The organism is Kitasatospora sp. GP82 (assembly GCF_029892105.1).
Taxonomy (GTDB): domain Bacteria; phylum Actinomycetota; class Actinomycetes; order Streptomycetales; family Streptomycetaceae; genus Kitasatospora.
In genome coordinates this window covers 100,950-124,420 of the sequence record NZ_JARZAJ010000016.1, presented here as the reverse complement: position 1 = coordinate 124,420, position 23,471 = coordinate 100,950, and the positions used below count along the sequence as shown (strand labels likewise).

At 70.4% G+C, this 23,471-nt stretch carries 19 protein-coding genes, 1 rRNA gene and 1 other RNA gene; 12 read left to right on the top strand and 9 right to left on the bottom strand.

What is annotated here, in order from left to right; translation table 11 throughout:
- The first annotated feature begins 22 nt into the window (after positions 1–22).
- Positions 23–331 (top strand): hypothetical protein, encoded by a 309-nt coding sequence (locus P3T39_RS18860; RefSeq protein WP_280699189.1) that lies wholly within the window; start codon positions 23–25, stop codon positions 329–331.
- Between the two features lie 48 nt (positions 332–379).
- Positions 380–1,306 (top strand): LysR family transcriptional regulator, encoded by a 927-nt coding sequence (locus tag P3T39_RS18855; protein ID WP_280699187.1) that lies wholly within the window; start codon positions 380–382, stop codon positions 1,304–1,306.
- A gap of 86 nt (positions 1,307–1,392) precedes the next feature.
- Here the strand turns inward: P3T39_RS18855 and hemA are convergent, their stop codons facing one another.
- Positions 1,393–2,625, bottom strand: coding sequence for a 5-aminolevulinate synthase (hemA, locus tag P3T39_RS18850; RefSeq protein WP_280699185.1), 1,233 nt, complete (start codon positions 2,623–2,625; stop codon positions 1,393–1,395).
- Positions 2,626–2,916: 291 nt separating this feature from the next.
- Here hemA and P3T39_RS18845 point away from each other — a divergent pair, with 291 nt between their 5' ends.
- The 3 genes from P3T39_RS18845 (at position 2,917) to asnB (ending at position 6,368) form a co-directional block, all read left to right on the top strand.
- The gene (locus P3T39_RS18845; protein ID WP_280699183.1) at positions 2,917–3,333 is read left to right on the top strand and encodes a GNAT family N-acetyltransferase; all 417 of its coding nucleotides are present in this window, start codon (positions 2,917–2,919) and stop codon (positions 3,331–3,333) included.
- 3 nt (positions 3,334–3,336) lie between these two features.
- Positions 3,337–4,392, top strand: a complete 1,056-nt coding sequence (locus P3T39_RS18840; protein WP_280699181.1) for a Gfo/Idh/MocA family oxidoreductase — start codon at positions 3,337–3,339, stop codon at positions 4,390–4,392.
- Between the two features lie 125 nt (positions 4,393–4,517).
- Positions 4,518–6,368, top strand: coding sequence for an asparagine synthase (glutamine-hydrolyzing) (gene asnB / locus P3T39_RS18835; protein ID WP_280699179.1), 1,851 nt, complete (start codon positions 4,518–4,520; stop codon positions 6,366–6,368).
- Positions 6,369–6,446: 78 nt separating this feature from the next.
- Here the strand turns inward: asnB and P3T39_RS18830 are convergent, their stop codons facing one another.
- A complete protein-coding gene (locus P3T39_RS18830; protein ID WP_280699177.1) occupies positions 6,447–6,782 on the bottom strand; it encodes a helix-turn-helix domain-containing protein in 336 nt (111 codons plus the stop codon).
- Positions 6,783–6,906: 124 nt separating this feature from the next.
- On the opposite strand from P3T39_RS18830, the gene P3T39_RS18825 reads away from it, so the two are divergent.
- The 6 genes from P3T39_RS18825 (at position 6,907) to P3T39_RS18800 (ending at position 14,875) form a co-directional block, all read left to right on the top strand.
- Complete coding sequence (locus P3T39_RS18825) at positions 6,907–8,112, top strand: MFS transporter (protein WP_280699174.1); 1,206 nt, start codon at positions 6,907–6,909, stop codon at positions 8,110–8,112.
- Between the two features lie 134 nt (positions 8,113–8,246).
- Positions 8,247–9,971, top strand: coding sequence for a histidine kinase (locus P3T39_RS18820; protein ID WP_280699172.1), 1,725 nt, complete (start codon positions 8,247–8,249; stop codon positions 9,969–9,971).
- Entirely contained in the window at positions 9,968–10,681 is a 714-nt protein-coding gene (locus tag P3T39_RS18815) for a response regulator transcription factor (RefSeq protein ID WP_280699170.1), read from the top strand. The genes P3T39_RS18820 and P3T39_RS18815 overlap by 4 nt, the downstream gene beginning before the upstream one ends.
- Positions 10,682–10,869: 188 nt before the next feature.
- A complete protein-coding gene (locus P3T39_RS18810; protein ID WP_280699168.1) occupies positions 10,870–11,655 on the top strand; it encodes an ABC transporter ATP-binding protein in 786 nt (261 codons plus the stop codon).
- 60 nt (positions 11,656–11,715) lie between these two features.
- Positions 11,716–14,289: an ABC transporter permease gene (locus tag P3T39_RS18805; RefSeq protein WP_280699162.1), complete on the top strand. Its 2,574-nt coding sequence runs from the start codon at positions 11,716–11,718 to the stop codon at positions 14,287–14,289.
- Between the two features lie 259 nt (positions 14,290–14,548).
- Positions 14,549–14,875: a transposase domain-containing protein gene (locus P3T39_RS18800; protein WP_280699160.1), complete on the top strand. Its 327-nt coding sequence runs from the start codon at positions 14,549–14,551 to the stop codon at positions 14,873–14,875.
- A gap of 123 nt (positions 14,876–14,998) precedes the next feature.
- Here P3T39_RS18800 and rrf read toward each other — a convergent pair.
- From rrf to P3T39_RS18780, 4 genes are all read right to left on the bottom strand, one after another.
- Positions 14,999–15,115, bottom strand: a 5S ribosomal RNA gene (gene rrf / locus P3T39_RS18795).
- 347 nt (positions 15,116–15,462) lie between these two features.
- An RNA gene (rnpB, locus tag P3T39_RS18790) (RNase P RNA component class A) lies at positions 15,463–15,867 on the bottom strand.
- Positions 15,868–15,950: 83 nt separating this feature from the next.
- Positions 15,951–17,393 (bottom strand): MFS transporter, encoded by a 1,443-nt coding sequence (locus tag P3T39_RS18785; RefSeq protein WP_280699159.1) that lies wholly within the window; start codon positions 17,391–17,393, stop codon positions 15,951–15,953.
- Positions 17,394–17,561: 168 nt separating this feature from the next.
- Entirely contained in the window at positions 17,562–19,010 is a 1,449-nt protein-coding gene (locus tag P3T39_RS18780) for an RNB domain-containing ribonuclease (protein WP_280699157.1), read from the bottom strand.
- Between the two features lie 204 nt (positions 19,011–19,214).
- Here P3T39_RS18780 and yaaA point away from each other — a divergent pair, with 204 nt between their 5' ends.
- Positions 19,215–20,015, top strand: a complete 801-nt coding sequence (gene yaaA / locus P3T39_RS18775; protein WP_280699154.1) for a peroxide stress protein YaaA — start codon at positions 19,215–19,217, stop codon at positions 20,013–20,015.
- A gap of 156 nt (positions 20,016–20,171) precedes the next feature.
- On the opposite strand, the gene P3T39_RS18770 is transcribed toward yaaA, so the two are convergent.
- From P3T39_RS18770 to P3T39_RS18760, 3 genes are all read right to left on the bottom strand, one after another.
- The gene (locus P3T39_RS18770) at positions 20,172–21,335 is read right to left on the bottom strand and encodes a bifunctional RNase H/acid phosphatase (protein WP_280699152.1); all 1,164 of its coding nucleotides are present in this window, start codon (positions 21,333–21,335) and stop codon (positions 20,172–20,174) included.
- A 107-nt stretch (positions 21,336–21,442) separates the two neighbouring features.
- Positions 21,443–22,186 carry a C4-type zinc ribbon domain-containing protein gene (locus tag P3T39_RS18765; RefSeq protein WP_280699149.1) on the bottom strand — a complete coding sequence of 248 codons (744 nt, stop codon included), beginning with the start codon at positions 22,184–22,186 and terminating at the stop codon, positions 21,443–21,445.
- A 120-nt stretch (positions 22,187–22,306) separates the two neighbouring features.
- A complete protein-coding gene (locus P3T39_RS18760; protein WP_280699147.1) occupies positions 22,307–23,173 on the bottom strand; it encodes a Nif3-like dinuclear metal center hexameric protein in 867 nt (288 codons plus the stop codon).
- Positions 23,174–23,471: the final 298 nt, after the last annotated feature.

The following is a 23,471-nucleotide window of genomic DNA, read 5'->3' as shown; positions in this document are numbered from 1 at the left end:
TCACGGGAGGGGTTCCATGCACATGCCTGCGCGCACTGCGGCCGCCAAGGCCGAGGCCGGCGCCGTATCCCCACAGCTCGTCCACCGGTTAGACGGCACGGAGGGCGACGGCCCTGCCGACATCCTGGGCCTCGACTGTGCGTTCTTCCGGCACCTGGAGCCCGGCTCCCCCTGCACGATCACCGTGCTTCCCGCCGCCTGCGCCTCGGGCGCCGACGACAGCGCCCGGCTCACCGTCACGGCCGTGCAGGGCGGCGAGGTCCGCTTCTCGGCCACGGTCACCTATGCCCGCGCCAGGCGCCTGACCGGCGTCCGCTGCGCGGCTCTCTAGCACCGGCGCACGAGAACCGACGCACTCTGACGGAATCGAGGATGAGTCATGCGGACCTCAGATGCCAGGGATGTCAGCTTCAGGCACCTGCGTGCCTTCCTCGCGGTGGCGGAGACACTCAGTTTCACGCATGCCGCGACCCAGCTCGACAGCAACCAGCCCGCGCTGACCCGCTCCATCCAGCGGCTGGAGGAGCAGCTGGGCGTACACCTCTTCTACCGGACCACCCGACAGGTGTCCCTCAGTCCGGAGGGCGTGAAGCTTCGCGAGCAGCTTCGGGTACTGCTCCCTCGCTTCGAGGAGGCGCTCTCCCCCGGCACCGAACGCCCCGCCCTGCGGCTCGGCTTCTCCTGGCTGCTGCCCGACGGCTGGGTGCAGGACGCGATCGTCGCCTTCGAGCGGGAGACCGAAGCGCGAGTGGAGCTGCGGCGGCGGGACGACCCCGGCGCCGGCGTGGACCTGGGAGCTGTCGATGTGGCCATACTGCGCGGCAGGCCACCCCTGGACGGCTTGCGGATCACCCCGCTCGGCAGGGAGGAGTACGTGGCCGTGGTGGCGCAGCACCATCCGCTGGCCGCACGTGCCGTGGTCGAGTGGTCGGAGCTGGCCGGATATCCGTTCGTCGTCAACTCGGTGAGCGGACCGATGACCGACGACGACTGGCCGGGGGGCCTCAGGCCGCGGGTCGCCCTGTGCTGCGACAACTTCGACGAGTGTCTTGAGTCCGTCGCGGCGGGCCGTGGGGTCGCCGTGCTGCCGGATCTCGTCTTGCGGCGCAATCTGCACCCCTCGGTGAGATGCGTCCCCCTGGAGAGAGCGCCGATCATCCCGATCTCGCTGGTCTGCCCGGTCCAGGGGGCGCATCCGCTGGCGGAACACTTCACGCGCGTGGTCAAGCGGATGACGTCCGCACGCGGGGGACGCGCGTCGGCCATCGCTCGGCAGGAAGTACTGACGGCCGGCCCGCGCCGCTGAGGGGTGGTGGCCCGCCGCCGGCCACCACCCGCCGACCGTCACCGGGTCGTACACCCCGTCGCCACCGGTGTGGCGGGTCGGATGGGTCAGCCGGCCACGGGGGCGGCGATCCTGCGCGGCAGATCGGCTCGCTCCCAGATCCCGTCCAGCGCCTTGGCGAAGGCGATCACCTCGTCGTCGCTGTGCTGAGGGGTCGGAGTCACCCGCAGCCGCTCCGAACCGACGGGGACACTCGGCGAGTTGATCGGCTGCACGTAGATGCCGTGCCGCTCCAGGAGCTCGCTCGCGACCTCCCGGCACCTGTCGGCGTCACCGACCAGGACCGGCACGATATGCGCCTCGTCCGAGACCACCGGGATGCCGCACTCTCGCAGCAGCCCCTGGAGTAGGGCCGCCTTGGCCCGCAGCTGCGCGCGCTCGCGGTCGGACCGCCTCAGGTGCCGGACCGCGGCCAGCGCACCGGCCGCGACCGCCGGAGGCAGCGAGGTGGTGAAGATGAACGCGGACGCGAAGCTGCGGACGGCGTCGATCACCGGCGCGGGGCCTGCCACATAGCCGCCCGCGGCGCCGAATGCCTTTGCGAGCGTGCCCTGCACGACGTCGAAGCGGCCCGCAAGTCCCAGCTCCGGGGCCTTGCCCGCGCCCTGCGGGCCGTACATGCCGACCGCGTGCACCTCGTCGAGATAGGTGAAGGCCCCGTACTCGGTGGCGAGTTGGGCTATCCGCTCCAGTGGGGCGACGTCACTCTCCATCGAGTACACGCTCTCCAGCGCGATGAGCTTGGGCAGCGCCGGGTCGGTGCCCGCCAGCAGCTCTTCGAGGTGATCGGCGTCGTTGTGGCGGAAGACGTGCTTCTCGGCCCCGCTGTGCCGGATACCCGCGATCATCGACGCGTGGTTGAGCTCGTCGGAGAAGACCACGCCGCCCGGCAGCCGTCCGGCGAGCACCGTGAGAGCCGCGTCGTTGGCCGAGTAGCCGGAGGGGAAGATCAGTGCCGCCTCCATGCCGTGCAGGTCGGCCAGTTCCTCCTCGAGTCGTACGTGGTAGTGGCTGTTGCCCGAGATGTTGCGTGAACCGCCGCTGCCCGCCCCCGATTCGTCGATGGCCGTCTTCATGGACTCCAGGACGAGCGGGTGCTGGCCCATGCCGAGGTAGTCGTTGCTGCACCAGACACTGATACGGCGGCCGGGTCCCGGCCGGTGCCTCAGTGCCGCCGGGAACATGCCCGCCCGTCGCTCGATCTCAAGAAAGGTCCGGTACCCACCCCGCCGCTTCAGCTCGTCGATCTCGGCGGAGAAGAAGTCTACGTAATTGAACACAAATCCTCCGTACGCACTGCGGGAACCTATGCTGGCGAGAACGTAGCCCACCGCCTCCGGCAAGAGAAATACCGGCGACCGGCGTTCATGGAATGACCGCATAAGACGAGGCAGCGAGGGTCTCGAAGGAGTTATGCGGTCGGCGCATAGATGCCCCGTTCAGGCCATTTCTCTTACCGCCGGAACCTTCCTACAGTTCCTTCTGTGATTGGCCAGAGAAATCTTCGGCCGCGCGCAGCGACCGCGGCAGACATAGCGGAACTAGTCCGACTACGCGGCTACCTTCTCAGCATGGGAGGCGGGCATTATGCGGCCCACAGCCCCGAGGAGGATGCGGCCTGGCGACACGGCTACCGGCAGTGGCTGGAGCGCGTCCTCCTCCGCGAGGACCAGCGGATCCACGTCGCGGCCTGCGGTGCCGCGACCGCCCTGCGGGCCTGCGCCATCGCCGTGATCGACGACCGCGCCCCGACCGCGCACTGCCTGACGGGGCAGGTGGGGTGGGTGCAGACGGTGGTGGTCGACCCGGCGAGCCGCCGCCAGGGCCTCGGCGTACGGGTGATGGCGTACGTGCTCGACTGGCTGCGGGTGCGCGGAGTGCAGCAGGTCGCACTCCAGACGACCACGGACGGTGCCGGGCTCTACCGAAACCTCGGCTTCCGCCCGACCGGCGAGGACCTGCTGACCCTGGACCTGAGAGGCGTATGAGTCATGAAAATCCTGATCGCCGGGCTCGGCTATGCCGGAACACGTTTCCACAAGGCGTTCACGAATACCGGGGAGCCGGTTTCCTTCGCATACGTCGGCCGCACCAGGACACGTACGGACATCCCCTATTACGATGCCGTCGACCGAGCCGTTGCCCATTTCCGCCCGGATGTCGTCGTGGTCACCGTTCCGGACGCCGCGCATGCCTCGGTGCTCACCGCGCTTGCCGGATTCGAGGGATTCGTGGTCGCGGAGAAACCGCTCACCACGTCCGGGGACGATCTGGCGAAGGTCGAGGAGAGCCTCGCGAAGACGTCCGGCTTCTGCCTCGATCTGGTCGAGCGCTATTCCGAGACCACCGTTTTCCTCCGTGACCACATCCGACGGCAGGGCCTCGAACTGGTGCGGGCCCATTTCACCTGGGGCAAGGACCGGATCAACGACCACCGCCCCACCAGCGGCGTGCCGAGCGAGGCCATCCACCCGCTCGACCTCGTCCAGTGGATCGCGGGGGACGGCCAGGGGATCGCCCTGGAGTCCGTACTCGGCACCCGCTCCGACTTCTCCGTCTCCGGACCGGCGGTGCTCGACAGCGTGGCCGTCGCCGGCCGCCTCCGGACGGGCCTGGTCACCGGCTATAGCAGCTTTGTGAACATCACGCGCAAACGCGAGATCGACTTCGTCCTGCGTTCTCCGGAGGGCGACCTGGTGTACGCGAGCGCGGTGTACGACACCCCCGCCTGGGACGCCGACCGGCTGCGCGTATGGCGTCGCACCTCCCACGGCGACGAGGTGATCCACGAACTGGACACCGGCCGGCAGCCCGTACCGGCAGGCGCGGAAACCGTGGTCAAGCTGGGCCGGATGGCAGCCGACGTCACCCGCTTCGTCACCACGGGCCGCCACCCGGAGTCGCCCTTTCCCGACCTGGCGAGCGCGCTCGGCCTGCAGAGGCTCCTGAACGGGATGGAGCGCGACGCGCGGGTCATCGGCCCGGCGGCCTACTTCCCGGACGGCAGGACCGTGCTCCAGGAGGCCGACTGGGAGCGCCTCGGCTAACCGTCACCACTCACCCCTTCTCTCCCCTCCTCTTCTCACCCCTCCCCCGGCCTCACTTCCCCCGGCCCCTCTTCTTGACAGCAGCTCCCCAACTCCAGCTTCCCGACAGCAGAAGGAGACCGCAGATGTGCGGAATCGCCGGATGGGTGGACTTCACCCGTGACGTCCGCCAGGACCACCACACCCTCGAGGTACTCACCCGGACCATGGCCTGCCGTGGTCCGGACGCGTCGGGCATGTGGGCCGACGAGCACGCCGCCCTCGGCCACCGCAGGCTGTCGATCATCGACCTGGACGGCGGCCGGCAGCCGATGACGGCCGAGGACAACGGCCGCACACTGGCCTGCCTCACCTACAGCGGCGAGGTCTACAACTTCCAGGAGCTACGCCGCGAACTGGAGTCCCGCGGCCACCACTTCAGGACCCGCAGCGACACGGAGGTCGTGCTGCGCGGCTATCTGGAGTGGGGGGAGGACCTCGTCACCCGGCTGAACGGCATGTACGCGTTCGCCCTGTGGGACGCCCGCAGCCAGACCCTGCTGCTGATCCGCGACCGCATGGGCGTCAAGCCGCTCTACTACTTCCCGACCGCCGACGGCGTGGTCTTCGGCTCCGAGCCCAAGGCGATTCTCGGCCATCCCGCAGTCCCCCGCCGGGTCGGCTCGGACGGCCTGCGCGAGGTCCTGGAGATGGTGAAGACCCCCGAGCACGGCGTCTTCTCCGGCATGTACGAAGTGCGCCCCGGCCAGCTCGTACGGATCCAGGCCTCGGGGCTGACCAAGCGGACGTACTGGGCACTTGAGGCCCGCGAGCACACCGACGACCTGGCCACCACCATCGACACGGTGCGCGGACTGCTCGACGACATCGTGGACCGCCAGACCGTCGCCGACGTGCCGCTGTGCTCGCTGCTCTCCGGGGGTCTGGACTCCTCCGCGATCACCGCCCTGGCACACCGGAAACTGGGCCCCCGAGGCCAGGGGCCGGTGCGCTCCTTCTCCGTCGACTTCGCCGACCACGGCGCGGAGTTCATCGAGGACCCGGTGCGCGGCACCTCGGACGCACCATTCGTGCGCGACCTGGTGCAGCACATCGGCGCCGACCACAGCGAGATCATCATCGACAGCGCCGAGCTGGCAGACCCGGAGCTGCGCGCCAAGGTTCTGGCCGCACTGGACCTGCCGCCGGCGTACTGGGGCGATATGTGGCCCTCCCTGTACCGGCTGTTCCAGGCGGTGCGCGCCCGCTCGACGGTGGCGCTCTCCGGGGAGTCGGCGGACGAGGTGTTCGGCGGATACCGCTGGTTCTTCGACCGCGAGGCGGTCGAAGCCGAGACGTTCCCCTGGCTCACCTCCGCGACCGGTAAGTACTTCGACGGCAAGTCGCTCTTCGATCCCGGCCTGATCCAGAAGCTGGGCATGCCCGCCTTCCTGCGCGACAGCTACACCCAGGCGATCTCCGAGGCCCCCGTACTCGCGGGCGAAGACGGCGTCAACCGCCGTATGCGGCAGATGAGTTACGTCAACCTCACCCGGTTCGTACAGACCCTGCTGGACCGCAAGGACCGGATGAGCATGGCGGTGGGCCTCGAGGTGCGGGTGCCGTTCTGCGACCACCGCCTGGTCGAGTACGTCTTCAACGTGCCCTGGGAGATGAAGTCGTTCGACGGCAGGGAGAAGAGTCTGCTGCGGGCCGCCACCAAGGACCTGCTGCCGCAGTCGATCGTGGAGCGGGTCAAGAGCCCGTATCCGACGACCCAGGACCCCGCCTACGAGCGCGGGCTTCGCAGGGCTCTCGCCGACATGCTCGCCGATCCGTCCTCGCCGGCGCTTCCGCTGCTGGACGTCCCGGCCGCGAAGAACCTGCTGTCGCGTCCGATGACGGGCATGAGTGCACAGTTCGAGCGTTCCGGCCTGGAGATGGCGCTGGGTCTCAACTCCTGGCTCGCCGCGTACGACATCACCATGGATCTCTGATCCGGCGTGGGCGGCCGACGCTGGATCCGATCCGACGTGGGCGGCCGACGCGCCCGGTGGGAACCGGCCGCCCACGCCCTACCGGCGCGCGTCGGCCGAGGTGTAGCCGCATCTCGCGGCGGAGCTCAGAAGCTGGTCGACCAGGCCGGGGAAGCGGCTCTCCAGATCAGCCAGGCGCAGGGAGTTGTAGCAGCGGGTGCCCTCCGAACGGACACGGAGGACACCCGCCTCCCGAAGGATCTTCAGGTGATGGGTCATCGTCGACTTCGCGATGTCACCGCCCAGCTCCCCCGCCGTGCGCTCACCCCCGTCCGACAGGTCTACCGCGATGCCGAGCCGGGTGGCGTCGCTCAGCGCGAACAGCACCTCCGGAAGGCAGATGTCCTCGGGATCCGGGTGGAAGTATCGGCGCACCCCGTAAGAATCGCACAGCCGACCGCGCACGGATCTGGCTGGTTTTCCCCTCCCCGCTTGCCATCGCCGCGCACCTGCCTAGCATGTATGAATGTTCTAGGATTACCGAACATTGAGGGACTTCATGAAACTCGTCTACCTCCTCGGGCTGGGGGCCTTCGCGCTCGGCCTCGACGCCTATGTGACCGCCGGTCTGTTGCCGGTCATCGCCGACGACTTCGACTCGTCCGTCTCCGCCACGGGGCAGATGGTCACCACGTTCACCCTGGCCTACGCGATCGCGTCCCCGATCTTCGCCACCTTCCTCTCCGCCTCCCGGGTGCGCGTCGGACTGCTCGGCTCGCTCGCCGTCTTCACCGTCGCCAACGCGGGCAGCGCGCTGTCCGCCTCGCTTCCGGCACTGCTCGTCGCCCGCGCCTTCGCGGGCGTCGGCGCGGGCCTGTACCTGGCGCTCGCCGCATCGGCCGCGGCCTCGCTCGTCGACAAGGAACGGCGCGGCCGAGCCCTCGCCGTCATCATGGGCGGCATGAGCTCCGGCACCGTGATCGGAGTGCCTGCGGGAGTCTTCATCGCCCAGCACACAAGCTGGCGCTCCACGCTGTGGCTAGTGTCCGCGATCGGGCTCATCTCCTTCGCCGGGCTCGCGCTGAGGCTGCCCGCCCTGCCGGCGACCACCTCGGTCGGCCTCCGCCAGCGTGCCCAGGTCATCACCGATCCCCGCGTCGCCTCCATCGTCGGTGTCTCCTTCCTCGCCGCCGTCGCCAGCCTCGGGCTGTACACCTACTTCGCGCCGGTCATGGCGACCGAAGCCATGGGCAAGGTGGAGACCATCACTCCGTACCTCTGGGCCTGGGGCATCGGGGGCGTGGTCGGCAGTGCCCTGATCGGCTCCCTGGTGGACCGGGTCCGCCGCCCGTACTCGCTCGTCGTCGGCATCATGGCGCTGCTGGTCGTGGCACTCGTCATGCTCCGCGTCAGCGCCTCGATCCATCCGTTGGTCGCGCTGATCCCGATCGCGGTGTGGGGAGCGGTGGGATGGGCCCTGCAGGTGCCGCAGCAGAACGACCTGCTGGAAGTACGCGGCGACAAGGGCGGTCCGGTGGCCGTGGCCCTGAACGAATCCGCTCTCTACCTGGGCAGTGCCGTCGGCTCGGGCCTGGGGGGCGTGGCCTTCTCGCTCGGCTGGGACGGCTCGGTACTGCCACTGTGGGCGGCAGGAGCGGCACTTCTCGGCCTGCTGCTCCAGCTGACCGTGGTCCGCGCCCTCACCGGCCGGCGTCCCGCACCAGCCGCCCCCGCGGAGCAGGTGCTCTCCGGCGCGAGCGACTGACCGGGGCCGACTCCCCCGGTGGACACCACGGGCACCCCTGGGCACGCCTGATCCACGCCTCTGGCTTTCGACGGAGCCGTACCTCATCCCCAGGTCGCATACGGACACGCACCACTGCCCCCGACAATTGGCCGATGGCCCCCATCTCCCGAAATCCGTTCACGGCCCCTGGCAAACAGAGCCGGGGACCGTGGCGCGCGCTCGCGGAAGTGACCGGCGGCGCGTTGCTGATGCTCCTCACCCAGCAGATCCTGCGGGGCCGGGGCTCGGCCGGCGAGATTCAGCTCCTCCTCGGTGCCCTCGCCCTCGCCCTGCTCGCCGTCCGCCGTCGCTTCCCCACGACGAGCCTGCTGGGCATCTCCGCCGTCGTGGGCCTGCTGCCGGCCGCCGGGCTGCCGGCCGCCATGACCGCGTACACCACGGCCAAGCACCTGACGGCCCCCCGGCGCCGGAGCGCTGTGCTGCTCGCCTCGACCGTTCTGGCGACGCTGTCCTGCGCCGCCTTCGCCCCGGGCATCGGGCTCGGCAGCCACCCGTTCGGGCTCGCGCTCGGCGCCGTACTCGCCGCCACCACGCTGATGGTGCCGGGACTTCTCGGCATCTCGGGCGGCCAGGAGGACCGGCTACTGCGGGCGCTTCGGGAACGTGCCGCCGCCGCGGAGGCGGCCCGCCGGCTCGCGGACAGCGAGTCCCGGATACATGAACGGTCCCGGATCGCTGCGGAGATGCACGACCTGATCGGCCACCGGCTCAGCCTGATCTCGCTGCACACGGGCGGCCTGGAGATGGCACTGCAGAAGGAGTCGCCCGAACTGCGCGACGAGGCGGCCCTGGTGCGCCGGGCCGTCGCAGACGCGATGCGGGAACTGCGCGAAGTGCTCGGTGTCCTGGGCCCGTTGGGGCGGGACACCGGGACCGACGCCCTGACCGACACTACGGGTACCCGATCCGATGTCGAGGCGCTGGCCGAGGAGTCGCGCAGCGGCGGCATACCCGTCGATCTCACCTGGGACGGCCCCGACCTGAACGACCGCGCGGCCCAGGTGCGGCGTGCGGTGCACCGTGTGGTGCGCGAGTCGCTGACCAACGTGCACCGGTACGCCGCCGGAGCCCGTGTCACCGTGGTGGTCACCCACACCGACAACCGTGTGGACGTGCTCGTACGCAACGGGCTTCCGACCGTGGCCCCGGAAGCGGAGACCGGCCTGGGCTCGGGGCGCGGCCACGTCGGGCTGCGGGAACGGGTGGCACTGCTCGGCGGCACCCTGGAGGCGGGCCCGACGCCGGCCGGTGGCTTCGCGGTGACAGCACGGATCCCGGCGCAGCCGGACCCGGGAGCGAGCCTCGCCGCCGCGGGCGCCCCGCCGCGTGAATCGCCGTCCGAGCCGCGCTCCGACCACTCACCCGCCGGTGTCCAACGCCGTGCCGTGAATGCCCTCAGCGGGTTCCTTGGCCTCATGGGCGTGGGCGTGATGATGATGTGCGGCCTTCTGCTGGTCACCCAGGCGTTCCCGGAACCCGACCCCCGCAATCACGAGCCGCCCCGGATCGGGATGTCCCGCAAGATGGTGGAGGAGGCCGTGTACGGGGACAACACATCGGTGCGCGCGGCGGCGACGGGTCGGGAGCCGGCCCACCCGGAGTCCGTGACGAGCTGCATGTACTCGACGTTTCCGTTCGAGGACGCCACGCCGCCGACCGAGGGCGCCGGCCGTGGGGACTCCGCTGCCGCGGGCGCCGAGGAGGGCCCCGATCACCTCAGGATCACCCGGTTCTGCTTCCGTGGCGATACGTTGGCCACGATCGACCGCTTCACCGTACCGATGGTGTCGCGTACGCCACCGTGGGAGTCCCCATGACCGACTTTCCCGCTTCCGACCACCGCCCGATCCGGGTCCTGCTCGCCGACGACGAGGAGCTGATCCGGCACGGCGTCCGGCTGATCCTGCGCCATGCCGAAGGCATCGAGGTGGTCGGCGAGGCGACGAACGGCGAGGAGGCCGTGCGGGTCGCCGGCGAGACCCGTCCCGACGTGGCCCTGATCGATATCCGGATGCCCGTGCTCGACGGGCTCGCCACGATCGAGCGGCTCCTCGCCCTCCGCCCCCGGCCGCAGGTCGTCATGCTCACCACGTTCGGCGACGAGAAGAACGTGACGCGCGCGCTGCGGTCCGGCGCCACCGGCTTTCTCCTCAAGGACGAGGGCCCGCAGGAGCTGATCAGCGCGGTACGGGCCGCCGCCGCGGGCGACGCGGTCCTCTCGCCCAAGGTCACCCGCACCGTCATCGAGCGCATGCTGGGCGGCGATGCCGGCAAGCCGGGACCCGAGGGGGCGTCAGCACCGGCCTCCGGTTCCGTCCCCGGACAGCGGCTGGCAGCGCTCACCGGCCGGGAACGCGACGTCCTCGCATTGCTGGGCCAGGGCCTCGCCAACGCGGAGATCGGCCGTCATCTGGGGATCGGCGTGGGCACGGTGAAGACCCACGTCAGCGCCGTCCTGGTGAAGACGGGCACGGACAGCCGGGTCCAGGCGGCGGTCCTCGCCTACCGGACGGGGCTGCTGTCCTGAGCAGCGGCCCCGCACACCGTCTCTGCCGAAGGACAGAGACGGCCGTCCGCCCCGAGGACTACGCGCGCCCCCGGGCCCGACCTTCGACAGACGCCTCATTCACGCCCTGAGGCCGACGGTTCCGCAGCACGGCGCATCGAGGATGAGAGGCAGTCACAGAACCTCTTCCCCGTAACTCCGGAGCTGACATGTCAATGCAGGCAGCCGCCCCCGTGCCCGCCCACTTCTCCACGGGTTCTGCCGCCGCCCGGGCCACCGGGCTGTGCAAGGTCTACGGCCAGGGCGAGACCCGGATCGTCGCCCTGGACTCGGTCTCGTTGGAGTTCGGACGTGGCCGGTTCACCGCGATCATGGGGCCGTCCGGCTCCGGCAAGTCGACTCTGATGCACTGCATGGCGGGTCTCGACTCGGTCTCCACAGGCTCCGCACAGATCGGTGACACCGAACTGTCCAGCCTGAACGACCGACAGCTCACCCGGCTGCGCCGGGACAGCGTCGGTTTCGTCTTCCAGGCGTTCAACCTGCTCCCCACGCTGACGGCGCTGGAGAACATCACGCTGCCGATGGCCATCGCGGGCCGCAGGCCGGACCAGCAGTGGCTGGACACGGTCGTGGCGACCGTCGGCCTCTCCGGACGACTGAGCCACCGCCCCGCTCAGCTGTCCGGCGGCCAGCAGCAGCGTGTCGCCGTGGCCCGCGCCCTCGCGTCCCGGCCGGAGATCATCTTCGCGGACGAGCCGACCGGCAACCTGGACTCCCGCTCCGGCTCCGAGATCCTGGGCTTCCTGCGGGATTCCGTACGGGAGTGGGGCCAGACCATCGTGATGGTCACCCACGACCCGGCGGCCGCCGCCTACGCCGACCGCGTGGTCTTCCTCGCCGACGGCCGACTCACCGACGAGCTGCTCGCACCAACCGCCGAGGGCGTCCTGGACCGGATGAGGCAGTTCGACACCAAGGCCCGCACGAGCTGACCCGGCCGCCCGCTCCCCGCACGGACCTCCGCCACGCACCCTAGAAGTGGGACCACCGCCATGCTGCGTACAGCCCTGCGCAACGTCTTCGCGCACAAAGCCCGATTGGTCATGACCGCCCTCGCGATCACGCTCGGCGTCGCCTTCGTCTCCGGCACGCTCGTCTTCGGCGACACCGTCACCCAGGCCCTTCGCGGCGCCTCCGCCAAGAACCTCAAGGACGTCGCCGTATCCGTACAGGCCTCATCCCGGCGGAACCCCGACAGCGAGGCGGACGACGCCCGGTCCACGGCGCTCACCAGTGATCTCGCCGACAAGGTCCGTGCCGTGCCCGGCGTCACGTCCGTGCACCCCACCGTCAACGGCACCGCCACCCTGGCAGCCAAGGACGGCCGACCGCTGAACGCCGACAACAACTGGCAGAACCTGGCGACCAACTATTCACCGGACACACCGGACACGGACCGGGACAGCCGCTTCCCCGTCAGCGCCGGACGCGGCCCCACCGCCAGCGGAGAGATAGCTCTGGACCGGCGTACCGCCGAGAAGGCCGGCTACGCCATCGGTGACTCCGTCCGCTTCGCCACCCAGGGCCCCACACTCACCAAGAAGCTGGTCGGCACCGTCAACACTGACGACCCGCGCGTGACCGCAGGCGGCAGCCTCGCGCTCTTCGACACCAGCACCGCACAGCAGCTCTTCCTGCAGGCGGGCCGGTTCGACGAGCTGGCCGTCGGCTCTGCACCCGGCACCGACAATCAGGAGCTCACCAGCAAGATCCGCGCGCTGCTGCCCGCCGAGGGCATCACGGTCACCAGCGGAGCTCAGCTCGGATACGAGCAGGCGGAGCGGATCGCCGAGAACACCAAGGAGCTCACCCGTATGCTCCTGGCCTTCGCCGGGACCGCGCTGTTCGTCGGCGTCTTCGTCATCGCCAACACCTTCACCATGCTGATCGCTCAGCGAAGCCGTGAGACCGCGCTGCTGCGCGCCGTAGGGGCCTCGCGCCGCCAGGTCGTCCGCGCGGTCCTCACCGAGGCCGGGCTTCTCGGACTCGGCGCCTCCGCAGCTGGAATCGTGCTCGGAATCGGTATCGCGACCGCCACGCGGCCAGTCCTCAACGCGAGCGGCGCGGGCCTGCCGAACGGCCCCCTGGTCGTCTCCACGGACGCGCTCGTCCGGTCCCTCCTGGTCGGCGTCGGCGTCACCGTGCTCGCCGCCTGGCTGCCGTCCCGCAAGGCCGCGAAGGTCGCACCGATCGAGGCACTGACCACCGTCGACCAGACACCGCCCAGGCGCAGCATGGTGCTCCGCAACAGCCTCGGCGGGCTGCTCACCGGCGTTGGTGTCCTCACCATGCTGTACGTCTCCACGCAGAAGAACGGAGCCGACACCAACCTCAAAACCGCCGGACTCGGCTCCGTGCTCGCGCTGACCGGCATGATCGTGATCGCACCACTGCTGTCCCGGCCGCTGATCCGGCTCGCGGGAGCGGTCACCACCCGGCTCTTCGGCGTCAGCGGCAAGCTCGCCAAGGAGAACGCGCTGCGCAACCCGCGCCGCACCGCCGCCACCGCCTCCGCCCTGATGATCGGGCTCACCCTGATCACGGGCCTGAGCGTGACCGGCAGCTCTATGAACGCCGCTCTCAAGGCGGCGGCAGTAGGGGGCCTGACCGCAGACTACAAGGTGTCCAACACCGGCTTCGTCGGCATCGACCCCGCGCTCGGCGCGAAGGTCGCCGAAGTCCCGGGCGTCGCGGAGTCGGCGCCCGTCGCCTCCTCGACCCTGGGTGCACGGGGCAAGTTCGCCGCGCTCACCGCCGCGGACCCGCAGCAGCTTGGCAGGGTCTCCGACCTGAAGTTCAGCAGCGGCTCGCTCGCAGACATCGGCCCCGGCAAGGTCGCGCTCTCCGACAAGCTGGCCAAGGACACCGGCCTGTCGAAGGGCGACACCTTCCAAGGCACGCTGGGCTTCGGCCACGACAAGAAGGAGCTGACCGTCGTCGGTGTCTACCAGCAGACCCGCGCCGTCGGCGGCGCCATAGGCACCATGGACGATGTCCTGCCGTACGCGGACGGAGGGAAGCTCGACAGCATTCTGGTCAAGGCCGCGTCCGACCGGAACACGAGCGGCCTCGACCAGGACATCCGCAGGGCCCTCGGCAACAGTCCGCTCCTCCAGGTGCAGAACCAGGAGCAGTTGACGAAGGCTCAGTCCGGCCAGATCGATGCGATGCTCAACATGATGTACGGCCTGCTCGGCATGACCGTCGTCATCGGAGTGTTCGGCGTCGTCAACACCCTGGCCATGTCGGTCTTCGAGCGGACCCGGGAGATCGGGCTGCTGCGCGCGATCGGCCTCGACAACAGGGGCGTCAAGCAGATGGTGCGCCTGGAATCCGTGGTGATCTCGCTGTTCGGCGCGGCCCTGGGCATCGGCACGGGGATCTTCCTGGCCTGGGCGTGCGGTAGCCTCACCAAATCCTCGCTTTCGCAGTACGAGATCGTGCTGCCCTGGGCGCGGCTCGGCCTGTTCCTGCTGCTCGGTCTGGCGATCGGGGTGCTGGCGGCGGTCTGGCCGGCCCGGCGGGCGGCCCGCCCGAACATGCTGCGGGCGATCAACGCGCAGTAGCGCGGGGCGGATTCACACCGCCGCATTACGAGACCGTGAGCGTCCAGCCTCTGACTTGGGCTGCTCAAGCCCCAAAGCCCAGGGCCATGAAGTTACGGCCGTGAGGCTGCTGGCAAGGGGCCTTGATCTGCGATCCCCGGACGCAGGAAGCGGAGCCCCGGTAGAACGGCTTGCCCTCCAAGACGAGTCGTTCACCACGGGAGCTCCGCTGTCCGGACGGTCTGTCATCAGCCGCGAGATCGCGGTAGCCGAAGGTGTCTTGGCCCCGGGCCATCCGGGCGAGTTGACGCGGATCGTGCCCTTCGAGATGGTCGACGCGGCTCTGGCCGAGTGCGGGTCCGTCCAGCAGCGGATACGCAAACTCCCGGCCCACCAGCTGATCAGGACCGCGATCGCCGACGCGACATCGACCGTTCCCGGCGCGGATCCCGACCGGGCGGGCTTCAGCATCACCCTCCAGGCCGCCCGCGACCAGGTCGTCCAGGCCGCAGGCATCATCGCCGACAATCGTGGCGCCGCTCTCGGCGCACGCGGTCAGCCAGGGCCGGGGCGGCAATCGTCACCGGCTCGTCTGCCCGGTTCGTGAACGAGGGGAACGACCTCCTCGAATGGCGCGGTATTTCCGAAGGTTGAGCCCAGCAGTTACACAAACCACAGCGCATAGCAGCCCGCCCCGGCAGTCAATGACTGCCGGGGCGGGCTTAATAGTATTCGGCGGCGTCCTACTCTCCCACAGAGTCCCCTCTGCAGTACCATCGGCGCTGAAAGGCTTAGCTTCCGGGTTCGGAATGTGACCGGGCGTTTCCCTCTCGCTGTGACCACCGAAAGTCTGACGCTGATGTTTGTTGTCGGCGCCAAGCTCTGAAGTCTGCGTTTTATCTTACACGAGCCGCGCCGACGGTTCAGCCACCGGCTCTCCGGCCGGCCTACCGCGATACATGCGGCAGGACGGGTGCTGTGCTGAGCAGTCTGGCACTGCCTCGCATGACGGGACACACTCCGGCAATCAGGGCGCTCCTGAGCCTCTCCCATCGCCACACAATCGCCACAGCACACCGAGAAACAGGCCGCAACAGACACGAAGAGTGAGCAATCGACCACGACTTCGACCGGACAGAAAAAGGCCCCCGCCCTGCATAAATGCAGATCAGGGGCCTCCCTCTTACGAGGCGGCGGACGAGTCGGCCTGTACGCCGGGTTCTGTCTCCCGGGTTGCTTGCGCGGCCCGGGGAGGCGGCCATCCATCTAGGGCTGCCGTTGCCGACAGCCTCGTGCGGTCTACCCGCGGACTCGGGCGAGCAGCCCTCGAACATCCGCGCACGGCGCCCGAAGGCACCGATCTTGACCTTGCTCCGAGTGGGGTTTACCGAGCCGACCGAGTCACCTCGGTCGCTGGTGGTCTCTTACACCACCGTTTCACCCTTACCTGTGGCCGAGGGGGCCGCAGGCGGTCTGCTTTCTGTGGCACTGTCCCGCGGGTCACCCCGGGTGGGCGTTACCCACCACCCTGCTCTGTGGAGCCCGGACGTTCCTCGGCGGGCCCTCGAAAGGACCCGACGCGACCGCCCGGCCGGCTCATCCGCCGTACGGTCATCGTAGCCGGTCGGCGACAGCCTCCCGTACGGGCCCGGCCGGACTCCGGCCCGCACCTGCCTGCGCTGTCAGCGCGCGACCGGGTGGCGCCCCTCCTCGGGGGCGAGGCGGACGGCGACACCGGCGGCGGTCCGGGTGGCCCAGGCGGTCGTGGTCAGCAGTCCGAGCAGCAGGACGACCACACCCAGGCCCGCCACGATCCACCAGCCGGTGTGGCTGGCCGCGGTGAACTTGGCGGCTGCCGCTCCGCCCTTGGCGCCGAACGAGGCACCGGCGGAGGCGGCGGAGGCGACGACCGTACCGATCACGGCGACACCGAGCGACTGCCCGATCTGGCGGCTGGTCGAGGCGACGGCGGCCGCGACACCCGCCTGGGAGACCGGCATGCCGGAGACCGCGGAGTTGGTGATCGGCGCGTTGACCAGGCCGAAGCCGATCCCGAACAGCGTGTATGCGATCAGGAGCAGTGCGGCGGGCGAGTCGTCGGCGAGCCGGGTGAGCAGGACGCCGCTCGCGGTCAGCGCCACACCCGCGACGATCAGCGGGATGCGAGGTCCGTGATGCCCTACGACACGCCCGGAGAGCGGCGCGAAGATCAGCGTCATTCCGGCCATCGGCAGGGTCCAGAGCCCGGCCTCGACCGGGTTGTAGTGGCGGACGTTCTGCAGGTAGAGGGTGTTGAGGAAGAGGAAGCCGCCGAGCGCGGCGAAGGCGCAGACCGCGGTGACGGTGGCACCCGTGAACGGGGCGCTGCGGAAGAAGCGCGGGTCGATCAGGGGCTCTGCGGTGCGCAGTTCCCACCAGGGCAGGACGAGCAGAGCGACGAGGGCGACAGCGCCGAGGGCCAGGATCAGCGGGGAGGTCCAGCCGTGGCCCGGCCCCTCGATGATCGCTGCCGTGCCCGCCCCGAGCAGCAGCACCATCAGCAGCTGCCCGACCGGGTCGAGCCGCCGGGGCCTCGGGGCCCGGGACTCGGGGACGTAGCGGAAGGTCAGGGCACAGGCGGCAAGGCCGATGGGGACGTTGATGAGAAAGATCGAGGGCCATCCGGCGGCCTCCACCAGGAAGCCACCGATCAGCGGGCCGAGCGCCATGCTGATCCCGACGACGCCGCCCCAGACGCCGATCGCCTGGGCACGTTCGCGCGGGTCGGTGAAGGTGTTGGTGATGATCGACATCGCCACGGGGTTCAGCATGGAACCGCCCACCGCCTGCATCGCACGGAAGGCGACCAGCCAGCCCAGGCCGGGCGCGAGGCTGCACAGCAGCGAACCGAGGACGAAGACGACCAACCCGGTCTGGAACACCCGGCGCCGCCCGATCCGGTCGGCGACCGAGCCGGAGAGGATCAGCAGGGCGGCGAGCACCAGGGTGTAGGCGTCGATGATCCACTGGAGCCCGGAGGCTGCCGCACCGAGGTCGCGCTGGATGGACGGCAGTGCGATGTTCACGACCGTGTTGTCCAGCCCGACGATGAACAGGCTGAGGCAGCAGATCGCGAGTACGAGCAACCGCCGTCGGCGAGTCGACGGCGTGGATGGAACGGTTGGTACGTTCACCCGTTGATCATCCCAGAAGGTCGGCGGTGGGGAAAAGGCGTGTCGGCTCGCGAGACGGCCCGGCGGACATACGGGACAGCCCGGTGAGCAGCCGTCCGGTCCCGGACCTCGCGGCCCGGCTCAGGCCGGGGAGAAGCGGACCGTACGGGTGGCCGGGTCCGCCTTGGTGAGCCGGACCCGGATCCGCTCACCGAGCGGCAGGTGGTGGGAGTTGCCGTCGCACCTGGCGATCACGGCCGGTTCGCACAGCTGCACCGTGCCGTTGGCCGGCTTCCGCTCGTCGATGTCGATCACCACGGCGTCGAAGTCCTCGCCTTCGCGCCCGCGCAGCAGCTCGGCCTCGACCAGGTCGATGCAGGCGTGCTCCACCTCATGGGCCCGCCGGTCACCGCTCTCCATCAGCCGGGGCACCCCGGGCAGCGCGTCCTGAACCCAGGCCGGGACATCGGCGCCACCCGCGATCGAGACACAGATCTCCTGGGCGTACCGGTCGGCGAGGCGGCGCAGCGGCGCGGTGCAGTGCGCGTACGGGGCGCCGAGTGCGGCGTGCCCGGGTTCGGCCGGGGCCGGGATGCCCCGGGCGGTGTCGAACGCGTGGTATCCGGCGCCGCGCAGCAGACCGGTGCACTCGTTGAGGAAGGCCGCGTGGGCGGCGCGGGCGGGGCGGAGCGAGCGGATCAGCTCGGGGTAGGACATGCCGACGGGCCAGTCCACGTCCAGGGCGCAGGCGATCCGGCGCAGCCGGGCGTACGCGGACTCGGGCGCGCCGGGGAGCGTACGGAGCAGGCCGACGCCCGCGCCGAGCATGAGCTCTGCGGCTGCCATTCCGGTGAGCAGGGAGATCTGGGCGTTCCAGCCGTCGGCAGGACGCGGGGCGCGGTAGTCGAGCCGGTAGCCACCGTCCACCGGCTCGACCTCCTGCTCGGGGAGGGGCAGGCTGACGCCGCCGCGCGCCTCCTCCTGGGCTTCGCGCAGGCGGCCGATCTCGGCGAGGAGACGGAGTTGCTCGTCGGCGGTCCTGGCGTCGAGCTCGCCCTGGACGGTCTCGTAGTCCAGGCGGCGGCGGGAGCGGACCTTGGCCCGGCGGAGGTCGGCGAGCAGAACGGAGCCGTCCTCGTCGAGGTCGAGCTGCCAGAGCAGGGCAGGGCGCAGCTCGCCGGGGAGCAGGCTGGCGGCGCCCTCGGAGAGGCGGACGGGGTGGAGCGGGATGCGCTCGTCCGGGAAGTAGAGGGTCTGGACCCGGCGCCGTGCCTCGGAGTCGATCGCACCGCCGGGGCAGACGAAGGCGGCAACGTCGGCGATCGCATAGTGGATGCGGTAGCCGGAGCCGCGTCGGGCGAGGTGCACGGCCTGGTCGAGGTCCCGGGAACCGGGCGGGTCGAGGGTGAACAGGTCGAGATCGGTCGCGTCGAGATCGGGCAACCGGGGTACGGCGGCGGCGCGTTCGGCCTCGGCGAGGACTTCGGCGGGCCACTCGGTGCGCAGGTCCATTCCGGCCCGCAGTTCGGCGAGCTCGGTGTTGATCCGGGCGGAGTCGACGGCTCTGACGGTGAGTTGTGGGCGCGGCATGGTCGCAGCGTACGGCCGGTGGGGTGGGGTGGCCCGGTGGCGGCGCGCGCAGGACGCGAGCGGCGGTTCCGGTCCTCGCAACGGGTGCGGTCCGGGCAACGGGTGCGGTGGTGGCCGCCGCCCGGGGTGCGTGGAGGAGTGCGTAAAGTGGCAGGGTTTGCTGCCACAAAGTGTTGATCTGCCGAGAGTGTTGAGGAGTCCGCTGTGCTGGTCCTGTTGCCGCCGTCGGAAGGGAAGGCCGCATCCGGGGCCGGGGTGCCGCTGGCGCTGGACGAACTCTCGCTGCCCGGCCTCTCGGCGGCCCGGGAGACCGTGCTGAACACGCTGGTCGAGCTCTGCTCGGGCGACGTGGACACGGCTCAGGGCGTACTCGGCCTGAGCAAGGGCCTGCGCGGGGAGGTGACCCGCAACGCCGGGCTGCGGACGGCGGGTGCGCTGCCTGCGGGCGAGGTGTACACCGGGGTCCTGTTCGATGCACTCGGGCTGGCCAAGCTGGACGAGGCCGCGTACGAGCGGGCGGAGCGTTCGCTGCTGGTGTTCTCAGGGCTGTGGGGCGCGGTGCGAATCGGTGACCTGATCCCGCCGTACCGCTGCTCGATGGGTGTGAAGCTGCCGCCGCTGGGGGCGCTCGGGGCGTACTGGCGGCGCGAGATGGAGTCGGTGCTTCCGGCCGCGGCTGCGGACGGTCTGGTACTGGACCTGCGCAGCTCGGCGTACGCAGCGGCCTGGAAGCCGACGGGCGAGCTGGTGTCGCGTATGGCCACCGTGCGGGTGCTTCAGGAGCGCGAGGTGGACGGGGTGCTGAAGCGGTCGGTGGTGAGCCACTTCAACAAGGCCACCAAGGGGCGGCTGGTCAAGGACCTGCTCAACTCGGAGGCCGAGCCGGGTTCGCCCGCCGAGCTGGTGGACGCACTGCTCGGGCTCGGCTACCGGGTGGAGGTATCGGCCGAGGGGTCGGCGCGAAAGCCCTGGCAGTTGGACGTCGTGGTGACGGACGTGCACTGAGGGATTCCGGCTGACGGCTTGCGGCTGAGGGATTCCGGCTGAGGGATATCGAATAGCGAATAGCAAATAACGGATGACCGTTGGCAGATTTCAGATTCTGTCAACGGTCATCCGTCATTCGTTGCCGGTCAGCGGCCGGCGGTCGGCGGTACGCGCTCAGCGCAGGTGGCTGGTGTCGTTGAGCAGCCGCAGCGAGGCGTTCCCGTCCGAGTAGTACTGCACGGCGCAGAACGACGCCGCCGACAGCTCCATCCGGTACATCGAGTCCGGCGGTGCGCCGAGCGCCAGCCGCACCAGGGTCTTGATCGGGCTGACGTGCGAGACGACCAGCACCGTCTTGCCCGGGTATCGGGCGAGGATCTTGTCGCGGGCGACGCCGAGCCGGTGGGTGAGGGTGGTGAAGCTCTCGCTGCTGCCGGTCGGCTTGGCCTTCGCCGACCCGAGCCAGGCGGCGAGGTCATCGGGGTAGCGCTCCTGCACCTCGGCGAAGGTGAGCCCCTCCCAGTCGCCGAAGTCCAGCTCCCGCAGCCCGTCCTCGATCCGGACCTCCAGGCCGAGCTTGGCTGCCACGGCCTCGGCGGTCTGCCGGGTGCGCTGCATCGGAGAGCTGACGACAGCCTGGATGGTGCCGCGCGAGGCAAGGGCCTCGGCGGCCCGCACCGCCTGCCACTGCCCCCTCTCGGAGAGCTCGGGATCGCCTCCGCCGCTCCCGGAGAATCGCTTCTCCGGGGTGAGTGCGGTCTCCCCGTGCCGGAGCAGTACGAACGTGGTGGGCGTGCCGAGGTCGGCCGGGAGCGCCCAGCCGGCCTTGGGCGAGGCCGGCGCCGGCAGCTCCTCCTCGACCCGGGCCGCCGCCGGGGCGGTCACCGCAGCCGCCGGACGCACCTTGGGCTCCCACTGGCGCCCGGCCTTGCCCGCGTCCATCGCCTCGTTGGCCAGCCGGTCCGCGTCCTTGTTCTTCTCGCGCGGGATCCAGGTGTACGTGACCTGGGAGCGGGGGAAGACGGCACGCGCCTCGGCGGCGAGCGGCTGCATGTCGGGGTGCTTGATCTTCCAGCGCCCCGACATCTGCTCGACGACCAGCTTGGAGTCCATCCGGACGTCGACACCGGCGTCCGGGTCCAGCTCGTGCGCCGCCCGCAGACCGGCGATCAGGCCCTTGTACTCGGCCACGTTGTTGGTGGCATGCCCGATGAACTCGGCGTCCTCGGCGATGATCTGGCCGGTGTCGCCGTCCCGGACGACCGCGCCGTAACCGGCCGGTCCCGGGTTGCCCCGGGAACCGCCGTCTGCCTCAACGATGAACCTGCGCCCCGCCATCTACCGACCCTCCACCGACAGACCTGCTACCGACCGACCCTCCGCCGACCGGCCCACTACCGACCGATGTCCCACGGACACCGATCAGGCACCGATGTACCACAGACTCAGACGCCCGAGTCGGCCGTCCGCACCAGGATGCGCGAGCAGTTCTCGCAGCGGACGACCGCATCCTTCGGCTCGCGCTTGATGGCGGCCAGGTCCGCGGTGGAGAACTCCACCCGGCAGCCCTCGCAGCGGCGCTGGTAGAGCCGGGCCGCGCCGACGCCGCCCTGCTGCTCGCGCAGGCGGGTGTAGAGCTTGAGCAGGTCGGCCGGGATGACGACGGCGACGGTCTCGCGGTCGCGCTTGACCTTCTCGGCCTCGCTGTCGATCTCGGCGAAGGCCGCGTCCCGACGCTCCTCGGCCTCCTTGAGGATGACCGAGGAGTGCTCCAGGCGGGCCGAGAGCTCGGTGACGCGGGTCTGCGCGGACTCCAGGCGCTCCATGACCTCCAGGACGACGTCCTCCAGGTCGGACTGACGCTTGGCCAGCGAGCCGATCTCGTGCTGGAGGTTCTCCAGGTCCTTCGGGGAGGTGATGGCGCCGGAGTCGAGGCGCTGCTGGTTGCGGGTGGCCCGGGTGCGGACCTGCTCGACGTCCTGCTCGGCCTTGGTCAGCTCACGGGTGGTGTCGCCGAGCTGGGCCTGGGCGGCCACGACCAGGTCCTTGAGGGCGGTGTGATCGGCGTTGATCTTCTCGATCTCGGCGTGCTCGGGCAGGCTGCGGCGCCGGTGGGCCAGCTGGTCGAGGCGGGAGTCGATGGCCTGCAGGTCGAGCAGGCGGATCTGGTCGGCGGGCGCGGCGTTCAAGCGGAAAGCTCCTGTGAATCGGTCAGGTTCAGGTCGGGTTCGGGGTGCGCGAGGTTCTGCGCGAGGTCGTCACGGACACGGGGCCGTCACGGAGGCGAGGTCGTCACCAAGGCGTGGACGTCACAGTCTCGCAGCCCGGTCGTCGGCCGACGAGACCACTGCGGTCATCGGGGCGTGGGCCGTCCACGGGTCGGTGACCACGTGGGAGACCTTGGTCTCCAGCGGCCAGCCGTGCTTCTCGGCCGCTGCGGTCAGCCCGCGCTCGGCGAACTCCAGCCAGGGCCACTCGGTGGCCCAGTGCGCGGCGTCCACCAGGGCGACGGGCGCGGCCTCGGTGGCCTCGGAGGCCGGGTGGTGGCGCAGATCCGCGGTGACATACGCATCGACACCGGCGGCCCGGACCTCGGCGAAGAAGCTGTCCCCGGAGCCGCCGCAGACCGCGACCCGGCCGATCAGCTGCTCGGCGTCCCCTGCCACCCGGACGCCGGCGGCCGTGGGCGGCAGCCCGGCGGCCACCTGGGCGGCGAAGGCGGAGAGGGTGAGCGGCGGTTCCAGTACGCCGATCCGGCCGGTGCCGCGACGACCCGCCGGGTCGGTCGGGTCCGGGATCAGCGGACCGAGGACCCGCAGCCCCACCGCCTCCGCGAGGGCGTCGGAGACGCCCGGGTCGGCGTGGTCGGCGTTGGTGTGCGCGACGTGCAGGGCGATTCCGGCGCGGATCAGGGTGTGCACCACCCGTCCCTTGAAGCCGGTCGCGGCGACGCTGGTGGTGCCGCGCAGATAGAGGGGGTGGTGGGTCACCACCAGGTCGGCGCCCCACTCGACGGCCTCGTCGACCACCGCCTGGACCGGGTCCACGGCGAACAGGACGCGGCTGACCTCGGCCTCGGGGTCGCCGCAGACCAGCCCGACCGCATCCCAGGATTCCGCCCACCGCGGCGGGTACAGCTCTTCGAGGGCACTGATGACGTCGGACAGTTTCGGCACCTGTCGAGACTACCGCGCGCGGAGAGCCCACCGGCCCCCGGCGGGTACGGGCGGGCCTTCGACGTGGGCGAAGCTGCCCGTCGACGTCCCGCACCTCGCCGTCCGCTTCCCGCCGTCGGCCCGTACAGCTGCGCGTCAACCGGCACACCCGAGCGCGAGAACGAGCCCGTAACGGCGCACGGAGGCACGATCGCCGCTTCCGCTCCGGTCACACCCCACGGGTCGCGCGCATTCGAAAACGAATCGAGATCACCCTTACGAGTGAAGTGACCACGCCGGCGTTGGAGGCACACCCGTC

Bases quoted from the DNA above. Each gene is read 5' to 3' on its own strand.
- P3T39_RS18860 (WP_280699189.1), top strand. From the start codon at position 23: ATGCCTGCGCGCACTGCGGCCGCCAAGGCCGAGGCCGGCGCCGTATCC.
- P3T39_RS18855 (WP_280699187.1), top strand. From the start codon at position 380: ATGCGGACCTCAGATGCCAGGGATGTCAGCTTCAGGCACCTGCGTGCC.
- P3T39_RS18845 (WP_280699183.1), top strand. From the start codon at position 2,917: ATGGGAGGCGGGCATTATGCGGCCCACAGCCCCGAGGAGGATGCGGCC.
- P3T39_RS18840 (WP_280699181.1), top strand. From the start codon at position 3,337: ATGAAAATCCTGATCGCCGGGCTCGGCTATGCCGGAACACGTTTCCAC.
- asnB (WP_280699179.1), top strand. From the start codon at position 4,518: ATGTGCGGAATCGCCGGATGGGTGGACTTCACCCGTGACGTCCGCCAG.
- P3T39_RS18825 (WP_280699174.1), top strand. From the start codon at position 6,907: ATGAAACTCGTCTACCTCCTCGGGCTGGGGGCCTTCGCGCTCGGCCTC.
- P3T39_RS18820 (WP_280699172.1), top strand. From the start codon at position 8,247: ATGGCCCCCATCTCCCGAAATCCGTTCACGGCCCCTGGCAAACAGAGC.
- P3T39_RS18815 (WP_280699170.1), top strand. From the start codon at position 9,968: ATGACCGACTTTCCCGCTTCCGACCACCGCCCGATCCGGGTCCTGCTC.
- P3T39_RS18810 (WP_280699168.1), top strand. From the start codon at position 10,870: ATGTCAATGCAGGCAGCCGCCCCCGTGCCCGCCCACTTCTCCACGGGT.
- P3T39_RS18805 (WP_280699162.1), top strand. From the start codon at position 11,716: ATGCTGCGTACAGCCCTGCGCAACGTCTTCGCGCACAAAGCCCGATTG.
- P3T39_RS18780 (WP_280699157.1), bottom strand. From the start codon at position 19,010: ATGCCGCGCCCACAACTCACCGTCAGAGCCGTCGACTCCGCCCGGATC.
- P3T39_RS18770 (WP_280699152.1), bottom strand. From the start codon at position 21,335: ATGGCGGGGCGCAGGTTCATCGTTGAGGCAGACGGCGGTTCCCGGGGC.